19 protein-coding genes and 1 pseudogene are annotated in these 21,604 nt (G+C 68.9%); 11 read left to right on the top strand and 9 right to left on the bottom strand.

The features are described 5' to 3' along the window. Positions 1–41: 41 nt before the first annotated feature. Complete coding sequence (locus KZ820_RS06495; RefSeq protein ID WP_219747747.1) at positions 42–980, bottom strand: LysR family transcriptional regulator; 939 nt, start codon at positions 978–980, stop codon at positions 42–44. A gap of 85 nt (positions 981–1,065) precedes the next feature. Between KZ820_RS06495 and KZ820_RS06490 the strand changes: the two genes are divergently transcribed. The 4 genes and pseudogenes from KZ820_RS06490 to KZ820_RS21780 all read left to right on the top strand — a co-directional run bounded on the left by KZ820_RS06490 (position 1,066) and on the right by KZ820_RS21780 (position 3,536). Further along, positions 1,066–1,482 carry a hypothetical protein gene (locus KZ820_RS06490; RefSeq protein WP_219747746.1) on the top strand — a complete coding sequence of 139 codons (417 nt, stop codon included), beginning with the start codon at positions 1,066–1,068 and terminating at the stop codon, positions 1,480–1,482. Position 1,483: 1 nt separating this feature from the next. Continuing rightward, positions 1,484–2,506 (top strand): alpha/beta fold hydrolase, encoded by a 1,023-nt coding sequence (locus KZ820_RS06485; protein ID WP_219747745.1) that lies wholly within the window; start codon positions 1,484–1,486, stop codon positions 2,504–2,506. 236 nt (positions 2,507–2,742) lie between these two features. Further along, positions 2,743–3,156 (top strand): annotated as a pseudogene (locus tag KZ820_RS22365) (IS110 family transposase); the annotation flags it as partial. Positions 3,157–3,281: 125 nt separating this feature from the next. After that, positions 3,282–3,536: a hypothetical protein gene (locus KZ820_RS21780; RefSeq protein ID WP_258047969.1), complete on the top strand. Its 255-nt coding sequence runs from the start codon at positions 3,282–3,284 to the stop codon at positions 3,534–3,536. Here KZ820_RS21780 and KZ820_RS06475 read toward each other — a convergent pair. Next, positions 3,533–3,916, bottom strand: coding sequence for a hypothetical protein (locus tag KZ820_RS06475; RefSeq protein WP_219747744.1), 384 nt, complete (start codon positions 3,914–3,916; stop codon positions 3,533–3,535). The genes KZ820_RS21780 and KZ820_RS06475 overlap by 4 nt on opposite strands. Before the next feature lie 241 nt (positions 3,917–4,157). Between KZ820_RS06475 and KZ820_RS06470 the strand changes: the two genes are divergently transcribed. From KZ820_RS06470 to KZ820_RS06440, 7 genes are all read left to right on the top strand, one after another. Further along, positions 4,158–6,530: a TonB-dependent receptor gene (locus tag KZ820_RS06470; protein ID WP_308462144.1), complete on the top strand. Its 2,373-nt coding sequence runs from the start codon at positions 4,158–4,160 to the stop codon at positions 6,528–6,530. A gap of 92 nt (positions 6,531–6,622) precedes the next feature. Continuing rightward, positions 6,623–8,086, top strand: a complete 1,464-nt coding sequence (locus tag KZ820_RS06465) for a CehA/McbA family metallohydrolase (RefSeq protein WP_219747742.1) — start codon at positions 6,623–6,625, stop codon at positions 8,084–8,086. A 285-nt stretch (positions 8,087–8,371) separates the two neighbouring features. Beyond that, positions 8,372–9,874, top strand: coding sequence for a nucleoside hydrolase-like domain-containing protein (locus KZ820_RS06460; protein WP_219747741.1), 1,503 nt, complete (start codon positions 8,372–8,374; stop codon positions 9,872–9,874). A 405-nt stretch (positions 9,875–10,279) separates the two neighbouring features. Next, the gene (locus KZ820_RS06455; RefSeq protein WP_219747740.1) at positions 10,280–11,074 is read left to right on the top strand and encodes an ABC transporter permease; all 795 of its coding nucleotides are present in this window, start codon (positions 10,280–10,282) and stop codon (positions 11,072–11,074) included. A 4-nt stretch (positions 11,075–11,078) separates the two neighbouring features. Then, positions 11,079–11,858 (top strand): ABC transporter ATP-binding protein, encoded by a 780-nt coding sequence (locus tag KZ820_RS06450; RefSeq protein ID WP_219747739.1) that lies wholly within the window; start codon positions 11,079–11,081, stop codon positions 11,856–11,858. After that, entirely contained in the window at positions 11,855–12,421 is a 567-nt protein-coding gene (locus tag KZ820_RS06445) for a cysteine dioxygenase family protein (protein ID WP_219747738.1), read from the top strand. Before KZ820_RS06450 ends, KZ820_RS06445 begins: the two co-directional genes overlap by 4 nt. 14 nt (positions 12,422–12,435) lie before the next feature. After that, positions 12,436–13,665, top strand: a complete 1,230-nt coding sequence (locus KZ820_RS06440; RefSeq protein WP_219748138.1) for a rhodanese-like domain-containing protein — start codon at positions 12,436–12,438, stop codon at positions 13,663–13,665. Positions 13,666–13,700: 35 nt separating this feature from the next. Here the strand turns inward: KZ820_RS06440 and KZ820_RS06435 are convergent, their stop codons facing one another. From KZ820_RS06435 to KZ820_RS06410, 7 genes are all read right to left on the bottom strand, one after another. After that, positions 13,701–15,056, bottom strand: a complete 1,356-nt coding sequence (locus KZ820_RS06435) for an LLM class flavin-dependent oxidoreductase (RefSeq protein WP_219747737.1) — start codon at positions 15,054–15,056, stop codon at positions 13,701–13,703. Positions 15,057–15,088: 32 nt separating this feature from the next. Further along, on the bottom strand, positions 15,089–17,401 hold the full coding sequence (locus KZ820_RS06430; RefSeq protein ID WP_219747736.1) for a TonB-dependent receptor: 2,313 nt from the start codon (positions 17,399–17,401) through the stop codon (positions 15,089–15,091). A 206-nt stretch (positions 17,402–17,607) separates the two neighbouring features. Next, positions 17,608–18,537 carry an ABC transporter substrate-binding protein gene (locus KZ820_RS06425; protein WP_219747735.1) on the bottom strand — a complete coding sequence of 310 codons (930 nt, stop codon included), beginning with the start codon at positions 18,535–18,537 and terminating at the stop codon, positions 17,608–17,610. Beyond that, positions 18,534–19,181: a redoxin domain-containing protein gene (locus KZ820_RS06420; RefSeq protein ID WP_219747734.1), complete on the bottom strand. Its 648-nt coding sequence runs from the start codon at positions 19,179–19,181 to the stop codon at positions 18,534–18,536. Before KZ820_RS06420 ends, KZ820_RS06425 begins: the two co-directional genes overlap by 4 nt. A gap of 113 nt (positions 19,182–19,294) precedes the next feature. Continuing rightward, on the bottom strand, positions 19,295–20,143 hold the full coding sequence (locus tag KZ820_RS06415) for a LysR substrate-binding domain-containing protein (RefSeq protein ID WP_219747733.1): 849 nt from the start codon (positions 20,141–20,143) through the stop codon (positions 19,295–19,297). Between the two features lie 584 nt (positions 20,144–20,727). Further along, on the bottom strand, positions 20,728–21,093 hold the full coding sequence (locus tag KZ820_RS22135; RefSeq protein ID WP_308462168.1) for a FadR/GntR family transcriptional regulator: 366 nt from the start codon (positions 21,091–21,093) through the stop codon (positions 20,728–20,730). Further along, a complete protein-coding gene (locus tag KZ820_RS06410) occupies positions 20,984–21,466 on the bottom strand; it encodes a FadR/GntR family transcriptional regulator (RefSeq protein ID WP_308462143.1) in 483 nt (160 codons plus the stop codon). Before KZ820_RS06410 ends, KZ820_RS22135 begins: the two co-directional genes overlap by 110 nt. Positions 21,467–21,604: the final 138 nt, after the last annotated feature.

The following is a 21,604-nucleotide window of genomic DNA, read 5'->3' as shown; positions in this document are numbered from 1 at the left end:
ACCTGGTACCGGAGGAGGTTTTCTCGTCAGGCTGCTGCCGCTCACGATTTGGCAGATCGCCATTCCAGGGCTGCCTCGCGAAGATCATCGAGAAGCCGCCTGACCCGGATCGGCGTGTGCCGACGGTCGAGCCGGACGGCATGGACCGCTGTTTCCGGGCCGCGCCAGTCTCCAAGCAGTTCGACGATGCGCCCATCGCTCAAATCGCGCAGCCCGACCCACTCGGGTAACCAGGCGAGGCCAAGCCCCATGCGCATCATCGACCAGATCGCACTCATGTCCTCTACGACAATACGTGGCCGGGGCAGGTGCCGGATTGTCGTTCCGGTCTCTGGGTCGGTGAACTGCCACGCGAGCAGTCGGCCGCTGGCGGGATCGCGGAAGCCGATCTGTTTGTGCGCGTCGAGGTCGGCCGGAGAGTGTGGCGCGCCGATCAGTTCGACGTAGCGCGTCGTCGCGCACAGCACCCACGGGAACCTACCGAGTGGCGTGGCGACGATGCCGGGCTGACCTTCCAGTGGGCCGAGCCTGATCGCGATGTCGATCCCCTCGGCGGCAAGGTCGAGCGTGCCGTCGTCGGCCTTGAGCTCGAGCTCTATGCCCGGGTTCGCGCGCAGCAGCCTTGGCATCTGCCGCGCCAGCCGCGCGCGGATCAGCGACGCCGGTGCGCTCAGACGAATACGCCCGCCCGCGCCGCTGGCGGAGGCGCGGTCAAGCACCGCCTCGAGCCGTTCCGCCTCACGCAGAAGATCGCGCGTGCCCTCCAGCAGCCGCTCGCCCTCGGGCGTCAGCGAGATGGCATGGGTGGTGCGGTGGAGCAGGCGGACGCCGTGCGCCTGCTCGAACCGCGAGACAGCCTTCGAGAGCGCAGAGGTCGTCGTGCCCGCGCGGTGGGCGGCCTCGGCGAAGGATCCGGCGTCCACCACGCGAGCGAAGTGCAGCAGGTTGATGAGGCGCTGGAACGAGGGCGGTGTGGACACGGCGGCAACTCCGTCCTGCTTCGACCAGCTCTACACAAGAGCGCCGCACGTGGCGATGGTCTCTCGATCAACAAGGAGCGCTACGATGAACCCGAACATGGATCTCAAGGACCCTGAGTTGGATGAGGCCGCACGCGCGATCGGCGACGGACCCGTCGTCATGGTCAACCTGCTCCGCTTTCGCGCGACGCCCGACTACCCCCTCGGCTTCGAGGGCGCGCACGCGGACTCGCGGAGCGGATATTACCATGGGTATGTCGGCGGCTTCCGGCTGGCTGCCGAGGAACTCGGCATCGCGCCGGAGCTCGTCTATGCTGGCGCTCAGCTCGCCGGTCTTCTGGTCGGCCAAGACGACCTGTGGGACGAGATCGCGATCGTGCGTTACGCCGACTTCGCCGACCTGCGGCGCATCCTGGCCAGCGACACCTACGTCCGGCACGCCAAGCCGCACCGCTTCGCTGTGCTCGCCGACTGGCGCTTCATCGCTACCAAGGAGCGCTGACATGACGGCCGATCGGTTCCGCAGCGGTGCCTGTGAGACGCCGCGCCATCGCACTGTCTGGATCGAGGCGGGACCCGCCGAGGGGCCGTTGATGATCTTCGTCCACGGGTGGCCCGAGCTCGGCATCATCTGGGAGCATCAGCTGCGCCATTTCGCCGCCGCGGGTTGTCGATGCGTGGCGCCGGACATGCGCGGCTACGGCGCCTCCTCGGTCCCGACGCGGGTGACGGATTACTCGGTCCGCGAGATCACTGCCGACTTGATCGAACTGCACGACGCGCTCGGCGCGGCGCCGGCTGTCTGGGTCGGGCACGACTGGGGGTGCGCACCGGTCTGGTCGATAGCGGCGCACCATCCCGAACGATGTCGAGCGGTCGCGGCGCTGTGCGTGCCGTATTTTGCCCGCGGCGCGACCGCCGAGAACATGATCGCGACGGTGAACCGCGGGCTCTACCCGATGGAGGCTCATCCGGCCGGACAGTTCGACTACTGGCTCTACCACCGCGAGCATGCCGGCCCTGCCGCGGGCGCGCTCGCGGCGGACGTCCGCGCCACCTTCGCGGCCATGTATCGTCGCACGTCGCCCGATGTCATTGGCAGGCCGTCAAAATACTCGGACGTGCGATCGCGCGGCGGCTTTTTCGGACCTGACCAGCGCGCGCCCGTGATGGCGAGGGACGAGACGATGCTCAGCGCTGACACCTTCGAAGCCTTTGTAACCGCGTTCGAGCGGACAGGCTTTCGAGGAGCAAACGCCTGGTATCTCAACGACGCGGACAATGCGATCTTCGCGCGGGAGGCGCCCGCGTTCGGCCGGATCGATCTGCCCGCGCTGTTCGTCCACGCCGCTTGGGACACCGTCTGCGACACGGTGCACAGCGATCTCGCCGTGCCGATGCGGGAGGATTGCACCACGCTCACGGAGGCCGTCGTCGAGACCGGTCACATGCTGATGCTGGAAGCGCCTGACGCCGTGAACGACGCGCTCGGACGATGGCTCGATACTGTCAAAGAGCGGTCCTGAAGCTCGTGCGAGGAACATCGCTGCAGCGTTGGGGAGAATGAGCCGGTCCTCCAAGTTGCAGCGCCTCAACCGCGCATCTTCCACGCGACCGCTTCAGAATGGAGGTATGAACGAATGGCCGGTTTTCGATCAACCGAATCGTGCAGCTGAATGGCCGTTTATGATGGGGTGGACGCCACTCGACGGTATCGATGTGCCAGAGCGGAGGTGTTGAAGCACCACCGAGGGAGGCGCCCATGTTAGAGGCTACCACGATCGGGTTGGATTTCGCCAAGCAAGTTTTCCACGCGCACGGAGCTGATGCTGCTGGTCGAGCGGTGTCCAGTCGCCGGCTCACGCGAGGCAAGCTGCTCGACTTTTTCGCTGCCCACCCGCGGTGCCTGGTGGCGCTGGAGGCGTGTGGTGGTGCGCATCACTAGGCGCGAGAACTTGAGGCTATAGGTCACGAAGTTCGGCTCATTCCGCCAGCGTACGTGAAGCCCTATGTAAATCGGCACAAGAACGATGCGGTCGATGCGAAAGCGATCTGCGAAGCGGCGCAGCGGACGAGCATGCGGTTCGTGGCGGTAAAGACTGAGCAGCAACAGGCGGCCGCGCTGGAGTTCCGCACGCGCGACCTTGCCGTGAAGCAGCGCACCCAGCTCGGCAATGCGATCCGCGGGCACCTGGCCGAGTATGGCTGGGTCGCGCCCAAGGGCACAGCTCACCTCGCAATGCTGGCCGATCTGCTAGAGGGTGGCGAGATCGGGAAACGCTGCCCGAGGCGGCACGTCCGATGTTCGCGATGGTGGTCGACATGCTGGCCGGGCTCGACGAGCGGATCGCGGCACTGGAAAAGGAGATCGTGCGTCGCGCCCGCGAGGACGAGGTGGCGCGCCGGCTGATGACGATCCCCGGCATCGGTCCGATCACCGCAACCGCCATTGCGGCGATGCGCGTGGCGGGCTTGTTCCAGGTCCGCTGCCAGCCCCACTCCTGCCCGCAGCAGAGGCCGAAATTCTCGATCTGCTCGACGAAGCACGCGCCCTAGTGCCCCCAATAATGCTGCGTCCGCAGCTCCGCCGTGCGGCGGAGCCGACGGTAGAAGTCGAGTTGCGGTCGCATGAGGTCGGAGTCGCCGCTCTTCAGCATCGGCCAATGGACCAGCCGCTGGTTCTGCGCGGTGAACTCGCCGCCGCCCCAGGCGCGATAATCGGGTGAGAGGCGCAGCTCGGGCTGGGTAAACTCGGGATCGACCGTGAAATTGCCACCATTGAACTTGGTCGGCCAGGCGCCGCGCGCATTGGTGCCAAGCTGGTGGCGGAAGAGCTCGTAGTTGCGCCCAATGCGCCATGCAAAGAAGTCTGAGTGATTGCTTGGTTCCTGCCGCCAAGGAGACAGCGCGAAGTGGGCGCTTGTGGTGCGGTCCACACCGCGTCGAGGCGGTCGAAACCGTTCCCGCCTGTTCGACGGGCTTGTCTCGGAAGTGACATGCCTTTGCCCTAACCGACCCGCAAGCAATTGAAGTACGCCACGGGTGGAAATGATGAGAGCCAGAGTTTTCGCGTCGCTGTGTGCCGGTGCTGCTTGTCTCGCGGCTACATCGGGATCGGCGCAGACCGGACCGGCGCCCGCGGGCGGCGCGCCGGCCGCTTCAGAGGGCGACGAGATCGTGGTCACGGGTCGCGCCGGCAGCGGCGAGCGCACCAAGCTGGAGACCAGCTACTCGGTCACCACGCTTGACGACGCCGCGATCCGCTCGCGCGCGCCGTCGAGCGTGACCGAGACGCTCAAGTCGGTCCCCGGCTTCTGGGTCGAGGCTTCGGGCGGCGAGGGCAGCGGCAACGTGCGTGCGCGCGGCATCCCGGTCGACGGCTTCGGCTCGATCAATCTGCTCGAGGACGGCCTCCCGGTGCAGCACGATCCCGCGCTCGGTTACCTCAACGCCGACCAGGCCTATCGCATCGACGAGTCGGTCCAGCGCATCGAGGTGGTGCGAGGCGGCCCATCCTCGATCTTCTACTCCAACGCGCCCGGCGGCGTGGTCAATTACATCACGCGCAAACCCGGCGACGCGCTCAGCGCCAACGCGCGCGTGCTCTACGGACCCACCGCCGAGCTGTTCCGCTTCGACGGCTGGGTCGGCACGCCGCTGGCTGACGGCTGGACGCTCGGCGTCGGCGGTTTCTACCGCAGCGAACAGGGCGTGCGCGATCCCGGCTATACCGGCAACAAGGGCGGGCAGGTGCGCGCCGACCTCGCCAAGGATTTCGGCGACGCGCAGCTGACGCTCAGCTACAAGCACCTCGACGACAACGCGATCTTCTACACCGGCATCCCGCTGACCAAGAACCGCGACGGCAAGGTCACCGGCATACCGGGATTCGACCCGCATTACGGCACCACCGCCAGTCGCGCCTCGGCCTATCGCACGCTGCGCAGCGCGAACGGTCCGGTCAACTTCGACAATACCGACGGCACCAGCATCCGGCTCGACCAGTTCTCGGTGCTCGCCGCCTGGGACATGGGTGACGGGTTCAAGCTGACCAACAACGCGCGCTATCGCTCGTCGAACACGGTGCGCAACGGCGTCTATCCCGCCTCGATCGCGACCGCGGCGAGCTATGTCGCGTCGCGCCGCGCCGCGCTGCTCGCGGCGTACCCGGGCGCGAGCGACGTGCGGCTGCGCTACACCGACACGGGCGAGGCGTTCGACCTTGCCGCGCAGAACGGCAACGGGCTGGTGTTCGAGAACAGCGCGCGCCCGGTGACGGTGATCGAGAGCGAGTTCCTCGACGACCTGCGGCTGAGCCGCCGCTTCGAGCTGTTCGGCCAGAGCCACGACGTCGCGATCGGCGGCTATCTCGCGCGCGTGAAGGAGACCTTCCGGCGCTACTCGGCGACGACGCTGCAGGACGTCTCCGACAATTCGCGCCTGCTCGACTTCGTCGCGGTGAACGCGGCGGGGCAGGTGGTCGGCGCGGCGACGCAGAACGGCGTGTCGCGCTACGGCTCCGAGTTCGCCGACGGCAGCGGGCAGCAGACGACCTGGGCGGTCTATGCCTCGGACGAGTGGCAGCTGCTGCCGAGCGTGCGGGTGGACGGCGGGCTGCGCTACGAGCATGTCCAGACCGATGGGGCGCAGGAGGGGTCGACCAGCGTCAACCTCGGCGACCCCGCGACGCTGGCGGACAACAACGTGCTCACCGGCAACGGCCAGTTCGTCGGCTTCGATCGCACCTTCGACCGGGTCGGCGCGACCATCGGCGTCGACTGGCAGTTCGCCGACGTGGCGGGTGTCTTCGCGCGTTACACCTCGGCCTTCCGCCTGCCGAGCGTCGGCAGCTTCATCACCAGCGCCACCGCGCAGCCGCGGACCCAGGGCATCCGGATGTACGAGGCCGGCTTGAAATATGCGGACCCGCTGCTGAGCGCCTATGCCACCGCCTTCCTGACCGACTTCGACGCTTACTCGATCGGCAACTTCCAGTTCGACGCCGCGACCGGCGGTTACACACAGCAGACGATTTACACCAACACGCGTGCCTATGGCCTAGAGTTCGAAGCGACGGTGCGGCCGGTGCGCTGGTTCGACTTCACGCTCAACGCCACCGCGCAGGATCCGACCTTCCGCGACCTGCGCTACAACGAGCTGGCGGGTACGACGCTGACGCCGCGCGATTACTCGGGCAACCAGCTGCTGCGCGTGCCCAAGCTCGCGCTGCGCGCCACGCCGGCGGTGACGCTGCTGGGCGATCGGCTGCGCGTGCAGGGCGACGTCGAGCATTACACCAAGCGCTACGCCGACGCGGCCAATACCTCCGAGCTGCCGGCCTATACCGTGCTCAACGCGAGCGCGCGGTTCACTCTGACCGATCGCGTGTCGCTCTGGGCCTATGGCGACAATCTCACCAACGCGCTCGGGCTGACCGAGGGCAACCCGCGCGCGGGCGAGCTGACCAGCGGCCAAGCGACCGACTCGCTGTTCATCGGCCGCCCGATCCTCGGGCGCAACGTGCGCTTCGCGGTGGACGTGCGGTTCTGAGCGGGAGCGTGGCGCCTTGCCGTCTCTCACGTCGCGGGCCGCTCCGGGCGTCGTCGCCCTCGCTCGGGAAGAAGAAGGGCGATGCGTGGCGCTTGCTCCTGACCTTCCTCGCGTTTTTTCTTCTCGACCCGCAGGTCGCGCGCGCTCAGGATATCACCCTCACGGGCGAGCTCACCCGCGCCGACCACGAGACCTATCGCGCCGTTCCCGTCACCGTCCCTGCGGGCGTCGAGCGGATCACGCTCGCGCTCAGCTACGACAAGGCGGACCACACGGTGCTCGACCTCGGGTTGTGGGATCCGACGCGTTTCCGCGGCTGGAGCGGCGGCGCGCGCGACCGCGTGACGGTGGCCACCACCGACGCGACGCCGGGCTATCTCGCCGGCCCGCTTCCCGCTGGCACATGGCAGGTGATGCTCGGCGTGCCGAACATCCGCGCCGGCACGCACAGCCGCTACCGCGTCCAGCTCTGGTTCGATCGTGCCGGTGGGCGCGCCGCCACGGTCCAGGCCGAGGGCGCGCCGCTGCGTAGCGGCCGCGCCTGGTACCGCGGCGACCTCCACCTCCACGACGCCAACAGTGACGGCTCCTGCGCCACCCGCGCTACCGCCGCCGCGGCGGTTCCCGCGCGCGTGCCGTGTCCGCTGTTCCGCACCGTTCTCGCCGCCGCGGCGGCGGGGCTCGATTTCGTCGCGGTGACCGACCACAACACCGTCGCGCATTTCGCCGCGTTGCGCGAGCTTCAGCCCTGGGTCGCGCCGCTGCTGCTGATCCCCGGCGTCGAGCTCACCACCTTCCACGGCCACGCCAACATCTTCGCGCCGTCTCGCTTCGTCGACTTCCGGCTCGCGGGGCGCGAGGGCATGGCGGCGTTGCAGCGTGACGCGCATGCCGCCGGCGCGCTGTTCTCGCTCAACCACCCGGAACTACCGTCGGGCGAGCGCTGCATGGGGTGCGGCTGGACATGGCCCGACACCGACTGGCGCCGGGTCGACGCGATCGAGGTGATCAACGCCGCGGTGACCACCGGCCCCATGACGGGGCTGACGCGATGGCGTGAGCGGCTCGACGCCGGAGATCGTGTCACGGCGATCGCGGGAAGCGACAGTCACGATCCTGACGGTGTGACCGGTCCGTCGCGTGTCGGGCGTCCGACCACGGTGATCGAGGCGAACGAGCTGTCGACGCCGGCTATCCTCGACGGCATCCGCGCCGGCCGGGTGTTCGTCGACGTCGCCGGCACGAGGGAACGCCTACTCGATTTCACCGCGACCGCGGGCGGGGTGAGGGCGGCGATGGGGGGAAGCCTGCCGCTGTGCGGCTCCGTCTACGTCAGTACGCACGTGATCGGTGGTATGGGCGCCACAGTCAGATTGCTCGGCGACCGCGGCGAGATAAATGCGACCGCGATCAGCGAGGCTGACTCAACGGTCCGGACCACCTTGGGCAAAGGCGCGGCGACGAAGTGGGTGGCGGCGGTCGTCGAGCGGGACGGCGCGCCATTGCTGATCGGCAACGCCATCTATCTAGCCCCGTGCGGCCGAACGATAGAATGATCGCACGGCGGCGAGGCGGGGCAATGGGCTACCTCCACTGACAAGGTTCCGCCTGGAAGCTGACGCTTCCTATCCACGTCCGATCCTGAACAGATGACTGCTTCCGGGACGCTTCTCCCGCGCGGATAACGACCGTCTCTGGTCGTCGACGCGAGAGGGAGGGGGCGCGGTGCGCCCAATAGCGGACGATCAAGTAACCCAGCGACGCACGACAGCTTTCGACCCGAAGACTGAAGCCGCGCGAGACGCTGGCCAACCGCTCGCCGCTATGCGACGTTCGCACTGATGACGATCCCGCGCCTGTTCCTCGCTGCCGGCATCGCGGGTGCGGCGATGTCGGGCGCCGCGGCCTCGGTGCCGCGCGAAGCGGTGCCCCCGCCGGTGCCCCAGCCGCCCGATCGGGCGCGCCTCTTCGTCCTGACCGACATCGGCAATGAGCCGGACGACCAGATGTCGCTCGTCCGCCTGCTGCTCTATGCGCAGTCGGTCGACATCGAGGGGCTCGCCGCGGTCACGTCCACCTGGCTGCGTAACACGACGAACGCGCCCACGCTGCGCGCGATCGTCGCGGACTATGGCGCCGTGCGCCCGCGGTTGATGCGACACGCCCGCGGATGGCCGACCGCGACCGAGTTGCTCGGCCGCGTCGTGGAGGGACTCCCAGTCTATGGCATGGCGGGGGTGGGCGAGGGGCGCGCCTCCGCGGCCTCCCGCGCGATCATCGCCGCGGCCGACCGCGCCGACGTGCGGCCGTTGTGGATCAGCGCCTGGGGCGGCACCAACGCGCTGGCGCAAGCGCTCTACGATGTGCGGCGGACGCGATCGCCCGAGGCACTGCGCGCGTTCGTGTCGCGGCTGCGGGTCTACGCCATCTCCGACCAGGACGACTCGGGCGCGTGGGTCCGGCGCGAGTTTCCCGACCTATTCTTCATCGTCTCGCCTTCATCGCAGGACAGCGGTGATTACGCGGCGGCGACCTGGACCGGGATCAGCGGCGATGCCTTCTATCGCAACGGCGCGGGGGGCGACCCTCGCACCGTGACCAATGACTGGCTCGACCGCCATATTCGCGGCGACCGTCCGCTCGCCCGGCATTACCTGCGCTATGCCTATATTATGGAAGGTGACACGCCTGCCTTTCTCGGGTTGATCCCGAACGGGCTCAACCGCCAAGACCAGCCCGACTGGGGCGGCTGGGGCGGGCGGTACGTGCTTCGCCGCCCTGCCGGCGAGACCCGCGCGATCTGGACGCAGGGCAGCGACGACACGCTGCGGCTGAGCTCGCGCGACACGGTGATCGGCCGCGACGGCCAGTCTCTTGTCTCGGATCAGGCGACGATCTGGCGCTGGCGCACCGCCTTCCAGCATGATTTCGCGGCGCGAATGGCCTGGACTCATCGTCCTTGGGGCGGCGCCAACCATGCCCCGCTCGCCGCCATCGACGGCGACACCGGCACTGCATGGGTGCGACGCGACGTCCGGCTAGGGCAGGCGATGCGGCTCGACGCGAGCGCCAGCGCGGATCCCGACCGCGATCGGCTGCACTATCGCTGGTACGCCTATCCCGAGGCAGGGCAGCCCGCGGGGCAGCGCTCCGCGGTGGTGACGATCGCGGGCACGGACCGCGCGGTCGCCGCGATCACGCCGACGCGGCTCTGCGACACGCCGTGGCCGACGCGCTCGGTACGGTGCGATCGCGGCACAGTCCACGTCGTGCTGGAGGTGACCGACGACGGCGTCCCGAGCCTGACGAGCTACCGCCGGATCATCCTGTCGGTGAGCCGCTGAGGGTAGAAGGCATACCGGTCGCATCCATAATCTCCTGCGAAATCGAGGACGCTGTGCCTGCCGCATGGGCATAGCCCTGGCTTTTGCGACGTCCACGTCGCGTAGTCTGATCGTTCGGTCCGCTAGAGGCAGGCCTGGAGCGCACCGCTGAAAGAAAGACCATTGTCGCGGATCACAACTGTCCAAGAGGCAAGAGCCGGCCCCGCGTCCCAAACGGATCATTGCGCTTCCACCCAGAGCGGGTCTCACCGGGCTGGTCAGCGCGTCCTGCCTTCCGACGAACATCCATGCTGGCCGCGACATCTTTATCAATCCACCAGTATGAGCGTCGCTCATAGCGCTGCGCGAAACCTCGTTTGTCGTGCGCGTCATGGTGGAGAAAGGTGCGGCTCGGAGACGCCCGACATGCCCCTGCCTACCCACGCCCGTTCGACCTTGCGCCGCGATCCGCTCCAAAGCCGCTGGCTGTCGCCGTTGCTGCTGCTGCTCGTCTGGGAGGGTCTCTGCCGGCTCGGGGTCATTCCGGCTCACACCCTGGCCGCGCCCTCGTCGGTGGGGAGTACGCTGGCGCAGATGATCGGCTCGGGTGATCTGCCGATCAACCTCGCGGTGTCGCTGCGGCGCGCGATCCTGGGCCTCATCATCGGCGCCACCGTCGGGGTCGCGTTGGCGCTCGCCGCGGGGCTCGCCCGACGCGGCGATGCCTGGATCGACCCGCTGGTGCAGGTGAAGCGCACCATCCCGGTGGTCGCGCTCACGCCGCTGTTCATCATCTGGTTCGGCATCGGCGAGACGACCAAGATCGCGCTGATCGCCTTCGCGGCGATGCTGCCGGTCTACATCAATCTTCACGCCGGCATCCGCGGCGTCGACGTGCGGCTGATGGACGCGGCGCGCAGCTTCGGCTTGGGGCGCGCGGCGCTGATCCGCGAGGTCGTGCTGCCCGGTGCGCTTCCCGCGCTGCTGACCGGCCTGCGCTACGCCCTGTCGATCTCGGTGCTGATGCTGGTCTTCGCCGAGCAGATCAATGCCTCGGCCGGGCTGGGTTACCTTATCAACAACGCCCGCGACGCGATGCGCACCGACATCATCGTGGTTTGCCTGCTGGTCTATGCGCTGCTGGGGTTGACGGGGGACGCGCTGGTGCGTGCGATCGAGACGCGGACCTTGGCGTGGTGCCCCGCGCTGGTGGAGGCCTGAGACGATGACCGAGGCGCTCCGCTCGCCGCTGCAGATCGTGCCCGATCCGCTGCCACCCGAACCTGTCGTGCGGCTCCGCGACGTGTCGCGCGCCTTCGGTGCCACCGTCGTGCTCGACTCGTTGAACCTGTCGATCGCACCGGGCGAGTTCGTCGCTCTGCTCGGCCGGTCCGGCTCGGGCAAGACCACGCTGTTGCGGACGCTCGCCGCGCTCGACCCGCCGCAGGCGCAGGACATCCGCCTGCCCGGATCGCGCGCCACCGTCTTCCAGGATGCGCGGCTGCTGCCGTGGAAGCGCGTGTGGCAGAATGTCGCGCTCGGGCTGCGCGGGCGCGACGCGCGGCCGCGCGCACTCGCCGCCCTCGAGGAGGTAGGGCTGGCGCACCGCGTGGACGCCTGGCCGCTGACGCTCTCGGGGGGTGAGGCGCAGCGCGCCGCGATCGCGCGGGCGCTGGTGCGCGAGCCCGAGCTGCTGCTGCTCGACGAACCCTTCGCCGCGCTGGACGCGCTGACGCGGATGAAGATGCACGCGCTGGTGCTGGCGCTGTGGCAGCGCCATCGCCCGGCGTTGCTGCTGGTCACCCACGATGTCGAGGAGGCCATGGCGCTGGCCGACCGAGTCCTGGTGCTCGACCGCGGGCGCATCGTCGCGGAGGAGCGGCTGCTCGCCCCGCGCGGCAGCCGCGGCGCGATCGTCCGTGACCTGCGCGCCACGCTGCTGCGTCACCTCGGCATCGACGTCGGCGGCGCCGCCTACGCCGACCTGCTGGAACGGCACGCGTGAGCGGATCGCTCGCGCCGCTCCATCGCTTCGTCGCCGCCTTCTCGGCACTGCTCGATACCGGCCCGGACGAGACCGCGACGCTCGCGCGCGGCGGCGCGTTGCTGCGCGACCTGCTCGCCGCCGACGACTGGCTGCCCGACACGCACGCGATGCCCGATCCCGAGCGCTACCGCCAATATCTGCTCCACCGCGACCTCGGCGGCCGCTTCTCGGTCGTCAGCTTCGTCTGGGGGCCGGGGCAGTCGACGCCGATCCACGATCATCGCGTCTGGGGACTGGTGGGGGTGCTGCGCGGCGCCGAGATCGCGGAGAGCTACGTTCGCGACGCGGCGGGGCTGCGCCGTACCGAGGTCACGCGGCTGGAGCGCGGCGCGATCGACGCGGTGTCGCCGACGCTCGGCGACCTGCACAAGGTGAGCAACGGGCTCGCCGACGCGCCGTCGGTCAGCATCCACGTCTATGGCGCGGACATCGGCGCCGTCCGGCGCTTCACCTACGATGCGTCGGGTGACGCCAAACCGTTCGTCTCGGGCTACTCGCCCGCGCCCGCGCTGTCGCTCTGAGGGATCATGACATGATGACGATCGAACGCACCGCGGCGGAGGTGCGCCGCGCGCTGCTGCTGCGCCACGAGATCGCGCTGCTCGACCTGCGCAGCGAGGCCGCCTTCGCCACCGGACACCCGCTGTTCGCCGCCCATCTGGCGCTCGATCGGATCGCGATCGAGGCGCACGCGCGGCTGCCCCGGCGGGACGTGCCGATCGTGCTCTACGACGATGGCGAGGGCCTGGTGGACGAGGCGGCGCGCCGTCTGGCCGCGCTCGGCTATGGCGAGGTGGCGCGGCTGGCTGGCGGGCTGGCGGGCTGGCGCGCCGCCGGCTTTGAGATCTTCGAGGACGTGAATTCCTATTCCAAGGCGTTCGGCGAGCTGGTCGAGGCGCGGCGGCACACGCCCTCACTCGCGGCCGAGGACGTCGCCGCCCTCATCGACGCGCGCGCCGATATCGCCATCCTCGATGCGCGCCGACCGGTGGAATATGCCACGATGAACATCCCGGGCTCGCTCAGCGTGCCCGGGGCCGAGCTGGTGCTGCGCGCTGGCACGGCCGCGCCCGATCCGGGCACGACCATCATCGTCAATTGCGCTGGCCGCACGCGCTCGATCATCGGCGCGCAGTCGCTCCGCAACGCCGGCGTGCGCAACCGCGTCGTGGCGCTGCGCAACGGCACGATCGGCTGGACGCTGGCGGGGCAGGCGCTCGAGCACGGCGCGTCGCGCGACGCCGCGGCGGGCGACGTCGCGGCGGCGCGCGTCGCGGCGCGCGCGGTGGCGTATCGCGCGGGCGTCCGCCACCTGTCGGCCGAGGACGCGGCCACGCTGGCGATCGACCCGACGCGGACCTTGTACCGCTTCGACGTTCGCGGTGCGGCCGACTATGCCGCGGGGCATCTTCCCGGCTTCCGCCACTATCCCGGCGGCCAGTTGGTGCAGGAGACCGACATGGCGGCGCCGGTGCGCGGCGCGCGACTGCTGCTGGCGGACGATCTCGGATCGCGCGCGGACATGACCGCCTCCTGGCTCGCGCAGATGGGCTGGGAGGTCTATGTGCTCGAGGGCGGCTTCGGGCCGGATCTGGAGACCGGCGCGCCCGAGGTCTGGCCCGCGCTGGCGGCCGACCAGCGCTACAAGCGGCCGTACGAGGGCACCGACAATCAGCACGCCGCCATGCAGGCCTATCTCGACTGGGAATATGGCCTGGTCGCCCAGCTCGAGCGCGATGCCACGCACGGCTTCTACGTTATCTGAGCCGGGGCGCCGGTCGAACCGGCGCCCGCTATGTCTCACTCCGCGGCGATCTCCAGCTCCTGCGGCGGCGCGGTGCGGCGGTTGAACGGGATCGGCAGCCCGAGATGGCCGCGCAGCGTGGTCGCCGTATAATCGCGGCGGAACGTGCCGCGCTCCTGCAGGATCGGCACCACCTCCTCGGTGAAGCGGCGGAACTGGCTGGGATGGCCGGCGTGGATGTTGAGCCCGTCGAGCGCGCGCGCCTCGAACCAGCGCTCGATCTCGGCAGCCACCGTCGCGGCGGAGCCGACGAACGGGCTGGAGCGGCCCGACCGCTGCGTCTCCACCGCCTGGCGCAGCGTCAGCCCGCGTGCCACCGCCAGATCGGTGATCTTCTTGGCCTGGGTAAAGAAGCTCGTCTTGGCATGGTCCAGCGCGCCGACCGGGAAGGGCGCGTCGAGCTCATATTGGCGGAAATCGTGCCAGCCGAAGGCGCGGCCGAACTCGCCCAGCGCCTGTTCGAAGCTGTGATCGTGCGCGCGCCAGTGCCGCTCGATCTCGCGCGCGTCCGCGTCGGTATCGCCGACATAGACGGTGAAGCCGGGCATGACGACGACCTGATCCGGGTCGCGGCCGAGCCGTGACGCGCGTCCCTTCAGGTCGGCATAGAAGGCCTGGCCCTGTTCGAGGCTCTGCGCGTGCGTGAAGATGCCGTCGGCGATCGCGGCGCCGAGGTCGCGCCCCTGCTCGCTGTCGCCGGCCTGGAAGATCACCGGCTCGCCCTGCGGCGAGCGCTGGATGTTGAGCGGCCCGACGACCGAGAAGAAGCGCCCCTTGTGGTCGAGCGTGTGGAGCTTGGCGGGATCGAGGAACTGCCCGGTCGTCCGGTCGCGCACCAGCGCGTCATCCTCGTAGGAGCGCCACAGGCCGCGCGTCACGTCGAGATACTCGTGCGCGCGGGCGTAGCGCGTGTCATAGTCGAAATGCTCGTCGCGGTTGTAATTGCCCGCGGTGCCGGCGTCGCCGCTGGTGACCACGTTCCAGCCAGCGCGCCCCTTGCTGATGAGATCGAGCGAGGCGAGCCGCCGCGCGACGTTATAGGGATCGTTGTAGGAGGTGGTGAGCGTGCCGATCAGCCCGATATGGCGGGTCGCCACCGCCAGCGCGGACAGCAGCGTCAGCGGCTCGAGCCGGTTGAGATAGTGCGGCGGCGAGTCGGGCGTGATGAACTGGCTGTCGACGATGAAGACGAGGTCGAACTTGGCCGCCTCGGCGTGGCGCACGACGTCGATGTACCAGTCGATGCTGACGCTGGCGTCGACCGGGATCTCGGGGTCGAGCCAGCGATTATATTCGCCCGGACCACCGACTCCGGTGGGGACGAGGCCGAGCTTGAGCTGTCGCTTGGTCATGATGGTCACTCCTCAGGATCGGGGATGCGGCGTCACAGCCGGCCGCGCAGCGTAATGCCGTAGGTGCGCGGCTCGCCCAGCGCGGCGAAGACGAGGCCGTAGGTGTTGTTCACCGCCTTGGTGTTGTAGAAGTCGGTGCCGGTGAGGTTGCGGACCCAGGCCGACAGGTCCCAATGGCCCTCGGCGTCGCGCACCCCGGCGTGCAGCCCGGCCAGCGCATAGCCCGGCACCCAGGAATAGGGATCGAGGTTGACCGCGGCGTAGAAGCCCGAGCGATAGCTCGCGTCACCCCCTACGTAGAGGTCGTGTGCCCCGGCATGATGGACATATTCGGTGGCGCCCGTCAGCGCCCATTTCGGCGCACTCGAGGCGGTGCGGCCGGACAGGTCGATCAGCCCGAGATAGCTGTTGAGATATTGCGCCGGCGCGGCGCGATAGGTGACGTAGCGCGCGTCATTGTAGGTGCCCGCGGCCGTCAGCGTCAGCCCGTCGAGCGGCGCGACGCGCGCGTCCAGCTCGACCCCGCGCGACCGCAGCTTGCCGACGTTGGTGATATAGGCGACCACCGGGGTGACGGTGTTGTTGACGAAATTGGCCTGATAGTCGCTGTCGTCGGTCCAGAAGAGCGCGAGGTTGAGCTCGGCGCGCTGTCCCCAGAAGCGGCTCTTGAGCCCCAGCTCATAGGCGTCCACCTTCTCCGGCCGGACGAAGATGTCGACGCCGTTGCTGCGATTGATCAGGTTGATCCCGGGCGACTTGTAGCCGCGCGAATAGGTCGCATAGCCGTGTACGTCGGCGGACAGGTCGTAGGCGGCGGTGACGATGCCGGACAGGTTCCGCGTGTCGCGCGACGCGGTGTAGGAGCCGGTCGGCGTCAGCGCCGCGCGCCGCGCCGCGATCGCTGGCTGCAGCGCGGCGGCGAAGCTCGACAGCGGCGCCGCGGTGCCGCCCGCATAGGCATCGTAGAGCCCGGTCTTGTGCTCCCACGTATAGCGCAGCCCGGCGGTCAGCCGGAACACGGGCGAGGCGTTCCACGTCGCCTGACCATAGCCGGCGTAGCTGTACGTCTGCGGCACCACGCGCGCGATCGCGAGCAGTCCGTCGAGCGCGGCGCTGGGCAGGGTGCTCACCGGCGCGGTCGGCGTGTTGGCGGTGGTGAGCCACGCCGCCGCGTCTCGGCCATAGCCGGTGACCGACAGATCGTCGGCCTCCTGCCAGAAGAAATAGAGGCCGCCGCTATAATCGATCGTCTGGTGGCCGGGCGAGGCGAGGCGCAACTCCTGGCTCACCTGGCGCTGATCGGTCTTGACGATCGACTGGGTGGAGACGTTGGCGCCGAACTGGTCGCCGTCGTAATTGGGGATCCACTGCCAGCGGCGGAACGCGCTGAGCGAGGTGAGCGTCAGCCCGCCCGGGCTGGTCCAGTCGCCGCGCAGCGAGACACCCCAGCTCGGCATCTCGTCATATTGCGAGCTGTCGACGTCGACGCGGCGCGCGAACGGGTCGATCGCGATCGGCGCATAGCCGACGTCCGCCGCGCGGCGATAGAAACCGCGCACCTGCGTGCCGTTGCCGAGCGTGGTCGGCAGCACCGCGGCGACGCTCTGGAAGCCGACGTCGCCCACCTGCAGACTATAATCCGCGATGAGCCGCAGCTTGAGATCGTCGCGCGGCTTCCACACCAGGTCGAAGCGCGCGGCGTGATTGTCCAGTCCGTCCCAGCGTTCGCGATAGGTGGTGTTGTAGATCAGCCCGTCGCGCTGCGTGCGCAGATAGCTGACCCGCACCGCGAGATCGTCGGTCAGCGGTGCTCCTACGGCGAGATAACCGCGCAGATAATCGTAATTGCCGTAGCTGATCTCGGCGCGCCCCTCCGGGCCGTCGAAGCTCGGCTCGCGGGTGCGGATGTCGATCGCGCCGGCCACGGTGTTCTTGCCGAACAAGGTGCCCTGCGGCCCGCGCAGCAACTGGATGCTCTCCACGTCGATCAGGTCGGTGATCACCGAGCCGGTCCGCGGGCGATAGATGCCGTCGACGTAGAGCCCGACCCCTTGCTCCAGCCCGTCATTGGTGCCGCCGGCGTTGGTGCCGATGCCGCGGACGGTGATCGTCTGGTTGCGCCCGCTGATGCCCTGAATGTTGAGGCTGGGGAGCTGCTGCACCACCTGTTTGAGGTTGAAGGCCCCCTGTCGCTCGAGCGTGTCGCCGGCGAGCGCGGTGATCGCGATCGGCACGTCCTGCGCGCTCTCGCGCCGGTAGCGTGCCGTCACGGTAATGTCGGCGCCGCCCGGCTGATCGGCGACATCGTCTTCTGGCTTAGGTTCATCCGCGAACACGGGCGCCATCGGCGTGGATGCTTCAAGTGCAAGCGCCGGCATGTCGTGGAAAGACAAAATAGAGGCCGTCGCAAGAAAAGCTTTTCTGATCGTATTCCTGCCGGCTGGCGTCATCGGAAACCCCCATCATTGCCTGGGTCTCCTACATCCTTTTACCTATCATTTCAGTAGGTGATTAGATGCTATGAGAACATTTCAACGGCTATGATCGCGGCTCAGGCGAAGCTGGCGTCGAAACCGGTGGCGACATCGACCGGCCGGTCGATCAGACCGGCGCGGCGATAGCGGTCGGCGGTGCGCTGCTGATCGGCGATCAGGGTTGCGTCGATCGGCGCCGCCAGCCGCCGCGTGCGGCGGGTCACCGACTGCCACGCCGCGACGTCGACGCCGGTCTCCCGCGCCAGCAGCCGCGCATAATCGTCGCCGTGCGCCGCCGCCCACGCCCAGCCGCGTCGCAGTCGCGCCTGATAATCGGCGAGCAGCGGGCGCTTGTCGGCGATCGCGCCGTCGCGTCCGAAGACGAGCGCGTAGGACGGCACCAGCCCGTCCAGACCGCCCACCACGCGCGCGCCGCCGCGCACTGCCAGCTCGGCATAAGGATCCCAGATCGCCCAGCCATCGACCGAGCCCCCCTGCATCGCCGCTTGCCCGTCCTGCGGCGACAGAAAGGCGAAGTTGACCGCGTCGAGCGGGCGCCCCTGCGCCTCCAGCGCGGCGAGGATCAGATTGTGCGAGATCGACCCGCGCGGCGTCGCGATCCGTTTGCCCGCGATCTGCTCGACCGTGCGGATCGGCGAGTCGCCGCGGACGATCAGCACCGGCCCCGGCCCCTCGTAGCGTTGTGCGCCGATCGCCTTGATCTTGGCGCCGCTGCCGATCGCGAAGATGAAGGCGGCGTCACCGCCGATGCCGGTGTCGATCGCGCCCGCGTTGAGCGCCTCCAGCAGCGGTGCCGCATTGGGAAAGGACGACCATTCGATGTGATAGGGCAGGGCGGCAAGGGCGCCGATCGCGTCGAGCACCACCTTCGATCCGCCGCGCTGGTCACCGACGAGCAGCACGTCGTCCCGCGCGCCACCGCGCGCGCAGGCGGCGAGCAGGCCCAGACCCGCATCGGCGAGGAGGGAGCGGCGGTGCAGCCTCATGCCGCGTCCGCCCGTGCCGGCGCGGCCAGTGCCGCCAGCACGTCCTCGGCCTCGACGCGATCGAGCCAGTCGGGGCTGATCGCGACGTAGCGGGCGGTCAGCTCGCCGTCGACGATCAGCACGCTCGTCCGCGGCAGCTTCCACGTGCCCGTGCCGGTGACCTCGCCGATCCAGCCGGCGGGGGGCGGCTCGGGCGTGTCGATCGGCGTGAAGTTGAGCCCGAGCTGCTCGGCCAGCGCGCCGCCGGGATCGCTGACGACGCGCAGTTGCAGTGCGTGCGCGACGCGGATCGCGTCGAGCCGCTCGGGCAGCTGCGGGCTCAGCGCCACGACGGGCACGCCCGCCGCGGCGAAGGCGCGGTCATAATGCGGCAGGGCCAAGGCGTCCGCCGGACAGGTGGCGAAGCGGAAGAAGATCAGGATCGCCGGCCCCGCGCCCACCGCCTGCGCGAGCGTCAGCGCGCCGCCGCGGCTGTCGAGCAGCGGCGCGTCCGGCAGCCGGTCGCCGCGCGTCACCATTCGTCCCGGATCGCTGGCATCCAGCAGCGCCCGGCGCTCGGCGCGATTGTGTTCGAGCCGCGCGCGAGGCCAGTCGCGCTCGCGCGCTTCCTCCAGCGCGCGGAAACGTGCCCTCAACGTCGTCATCACCGCCTTCCTCCGTCTCGCCGCGCCGCGCCGCCGCGGCGCGCGCCCCGGCGGGTCTAGGAAGCGGGCGGATGCGCCTCCAACGACTTCGCCGCGGTGTGGATGACCTCTGCTCATAAGGCGGGCTGGAGCTGCGCCATCACGTCGCGGCTGAGGTCGCGCAGCCGCAGCGTGGCGACATCGGCGCGCTCCCCGGCGCGGATGATCGTCGTGACCGGCGGCATCGACGGCAGCACGCCCGGCGGCAGCGGCACCTCGTCGGGCAGGAAGAGTGCGGTGCGCGCGGTCACGCCCAGGCCCGCCTCGACCGCGGCGCGCAGCGTGGAGAGATTGGGTGTCTCCACCGCGATGCGCCACGGTCGCGCGCTGGCGTCGAGCGCGGTGATCGCGGCCTCACGGAAGCGGCACGGGCGCTCCAGCACCGCCAGTGGCAGCACCTCGCGCGCGAGCAGGTCGGGCTTGCCGAACCAGGCGGTGGGCGCGCGCAGGATCGCGTCCTCTTCGTGCGCGCCGGCATAGCCGATCGCGATGTCGAGCTGGTCGCGTGCGAGCAGGCTCAGCAGCTCGGCGGTGCCGGCGACTCGCGCGAACACCTGCGACTCGGGATGGAGCCGGGCGAAATGGGCCAGCACGCCGCCGAGCAGCGCCTCCGCGAAATCCTGCACCATGCCGATGCGGATCGGACCGGCGAACTGACCCGAGCCGACCGCCTGCACCGCCTCGTCGTGGAGCGCGAGCACGCGGCGCGCATAGTCGAGCATCAACGTGCCCGCGGGCGTGAGCGTGAGCTTGCGCCCGTCGCGCGTGAACAGGCTCTGCTGCAGCATGTCCTCCAGTCGCTTGATCTGGAGGCTCAGCGCGGATTGCGTGACGAACACCTGATCGGCGGCGCTCAGCATCGATCCGGAGTCCACGATCGCGACGAAGCTGCGCAGGACGTTGGTTGGCAAGTTCACCGGCACAGTCAGGCCTCATTCGATACCCTACTAATCCGGTATGATATCACTATCGTCGAGGCGCCGTCCAGCGCGGATCGGCTTGTTCCGATAGGTCGTCATGGGCTAGTCTGCGGAGGCCTCATCGCAGACGAATTGGTAATCGGCCGCTTCGGATCCGCCAGTCGCGGCGCGCGACCCAGCCACGTCGCCCATCTTGCTACCTCGGTCCTTGCGCAAATATCCGGTGACCTGATCGCCGAATGGAACCGAGGTCTCAAATCCCGTCGGCGAAGACGTGCGCGGTTCGATCCTTCGCCGAGCGGTAGGGAGGACTGCCCGGTCCGCTTGAGATATAGTCAAGCAGCACCCCGATTACGGTCAGTTTGCTCCCCATCAGGTCAGCTGGGCAGCCGCGCGGGTCGAGCGGCGAGATGAACAAGCGTCCGAAGTTGGAAGGGCGCCATGCGGGCCTGAGTGGCCGAGAGTGGACCGCCTCCATCCGCTCTTAGATAACAACGGCAACAATTGATGAGAGGGCGTGGTCTGGAGAGGGCGAGGGTAGTCACAGCCTGATCGGCTTTCAAAGCGTTATTTGCCTCGTCACGGATCTACTCGGTCGATGTCATAAGAACCTCGTCGATCACAGCTCGCATGTTCTCGGCGGCGCTGGCGCCGTCACCCGCGCTGATCGCCCGGTACACGGCGTCATGCTCGTCGACGCGCGCGGTGTGACCCGCGATCTTGTTGGTCAAACGTATTGAGACGCGCAGGGCGGTGGCAACGACGTCCCGGAACTGGATGAAAAACGGGTTGTCGGTGGCCCGTAGAACCGCCTCGTGGAAGGCGAGATCGGAGTCTAGCGGATCATCCTGGTCGCGCTCGGCCGCTCGCATCCGCTCCAATCCGCGCCGGATCGCCTCGCGCTGCTGCTGGTCGGCGCGATGCGCCGCGAGTGCGGCAGCCTGAGGCTCGATCCCGGCTCGCAGCTCGTTGAAGCGCCGCAGCAGCGCAAATCGACGGGGGACGCTCGAGCATCCAGCTCAGCACGTCGGTGTCGAACAGGTTCCAATGCTCCTGCGGCATCACAAAGGTTCCCGATTTCGGGCGTGTGCCTATCAGGCCCTTGGCTGCGAGCATCTTCAACGCTTCGCGCGTGACAGAGCGGCTGACACCGTGACGCGTCGCCAGCTCCTTTTCGTTCGGGAACGAAGGGCCTTCATAATCGCCTGCCACGATCGCGCGTCCGAGCAGATCCAGCAGCCCGAATGTCAGGTTGCGCCCAAGATCCAGCCTGCCGATCGGCGCCCTGTCCGAGCCGCCGCTAGCGGATGTCACCCTAAAGGCCATGGCGGGGTGTTGCTGGGCGAGCCGAAGGGCTTGGCACACGGGTCATAGCACGCCTCGCCGAGCAGGCAGCTGGTCGGACAAACGGTATGTACGGGCGCGGCGGCTCGCGCGTACGGCCATTCGCCTCCGGGCGCGGAC

The organism is Sphingomonas citri (genome assembly GCF_019429485.1).
Classification (GTDB): Bacteria; Pseudomonadota; Alphaproteobacteria; order Sphingomonadales; family Sphingomonadaceae; genus Sphingomonas; species Sphingomonas citri.
Note: the sequence above shows the minus strand (reverse complement) of the source record. Positions and strands in the feature narration are given on the sequence as shown.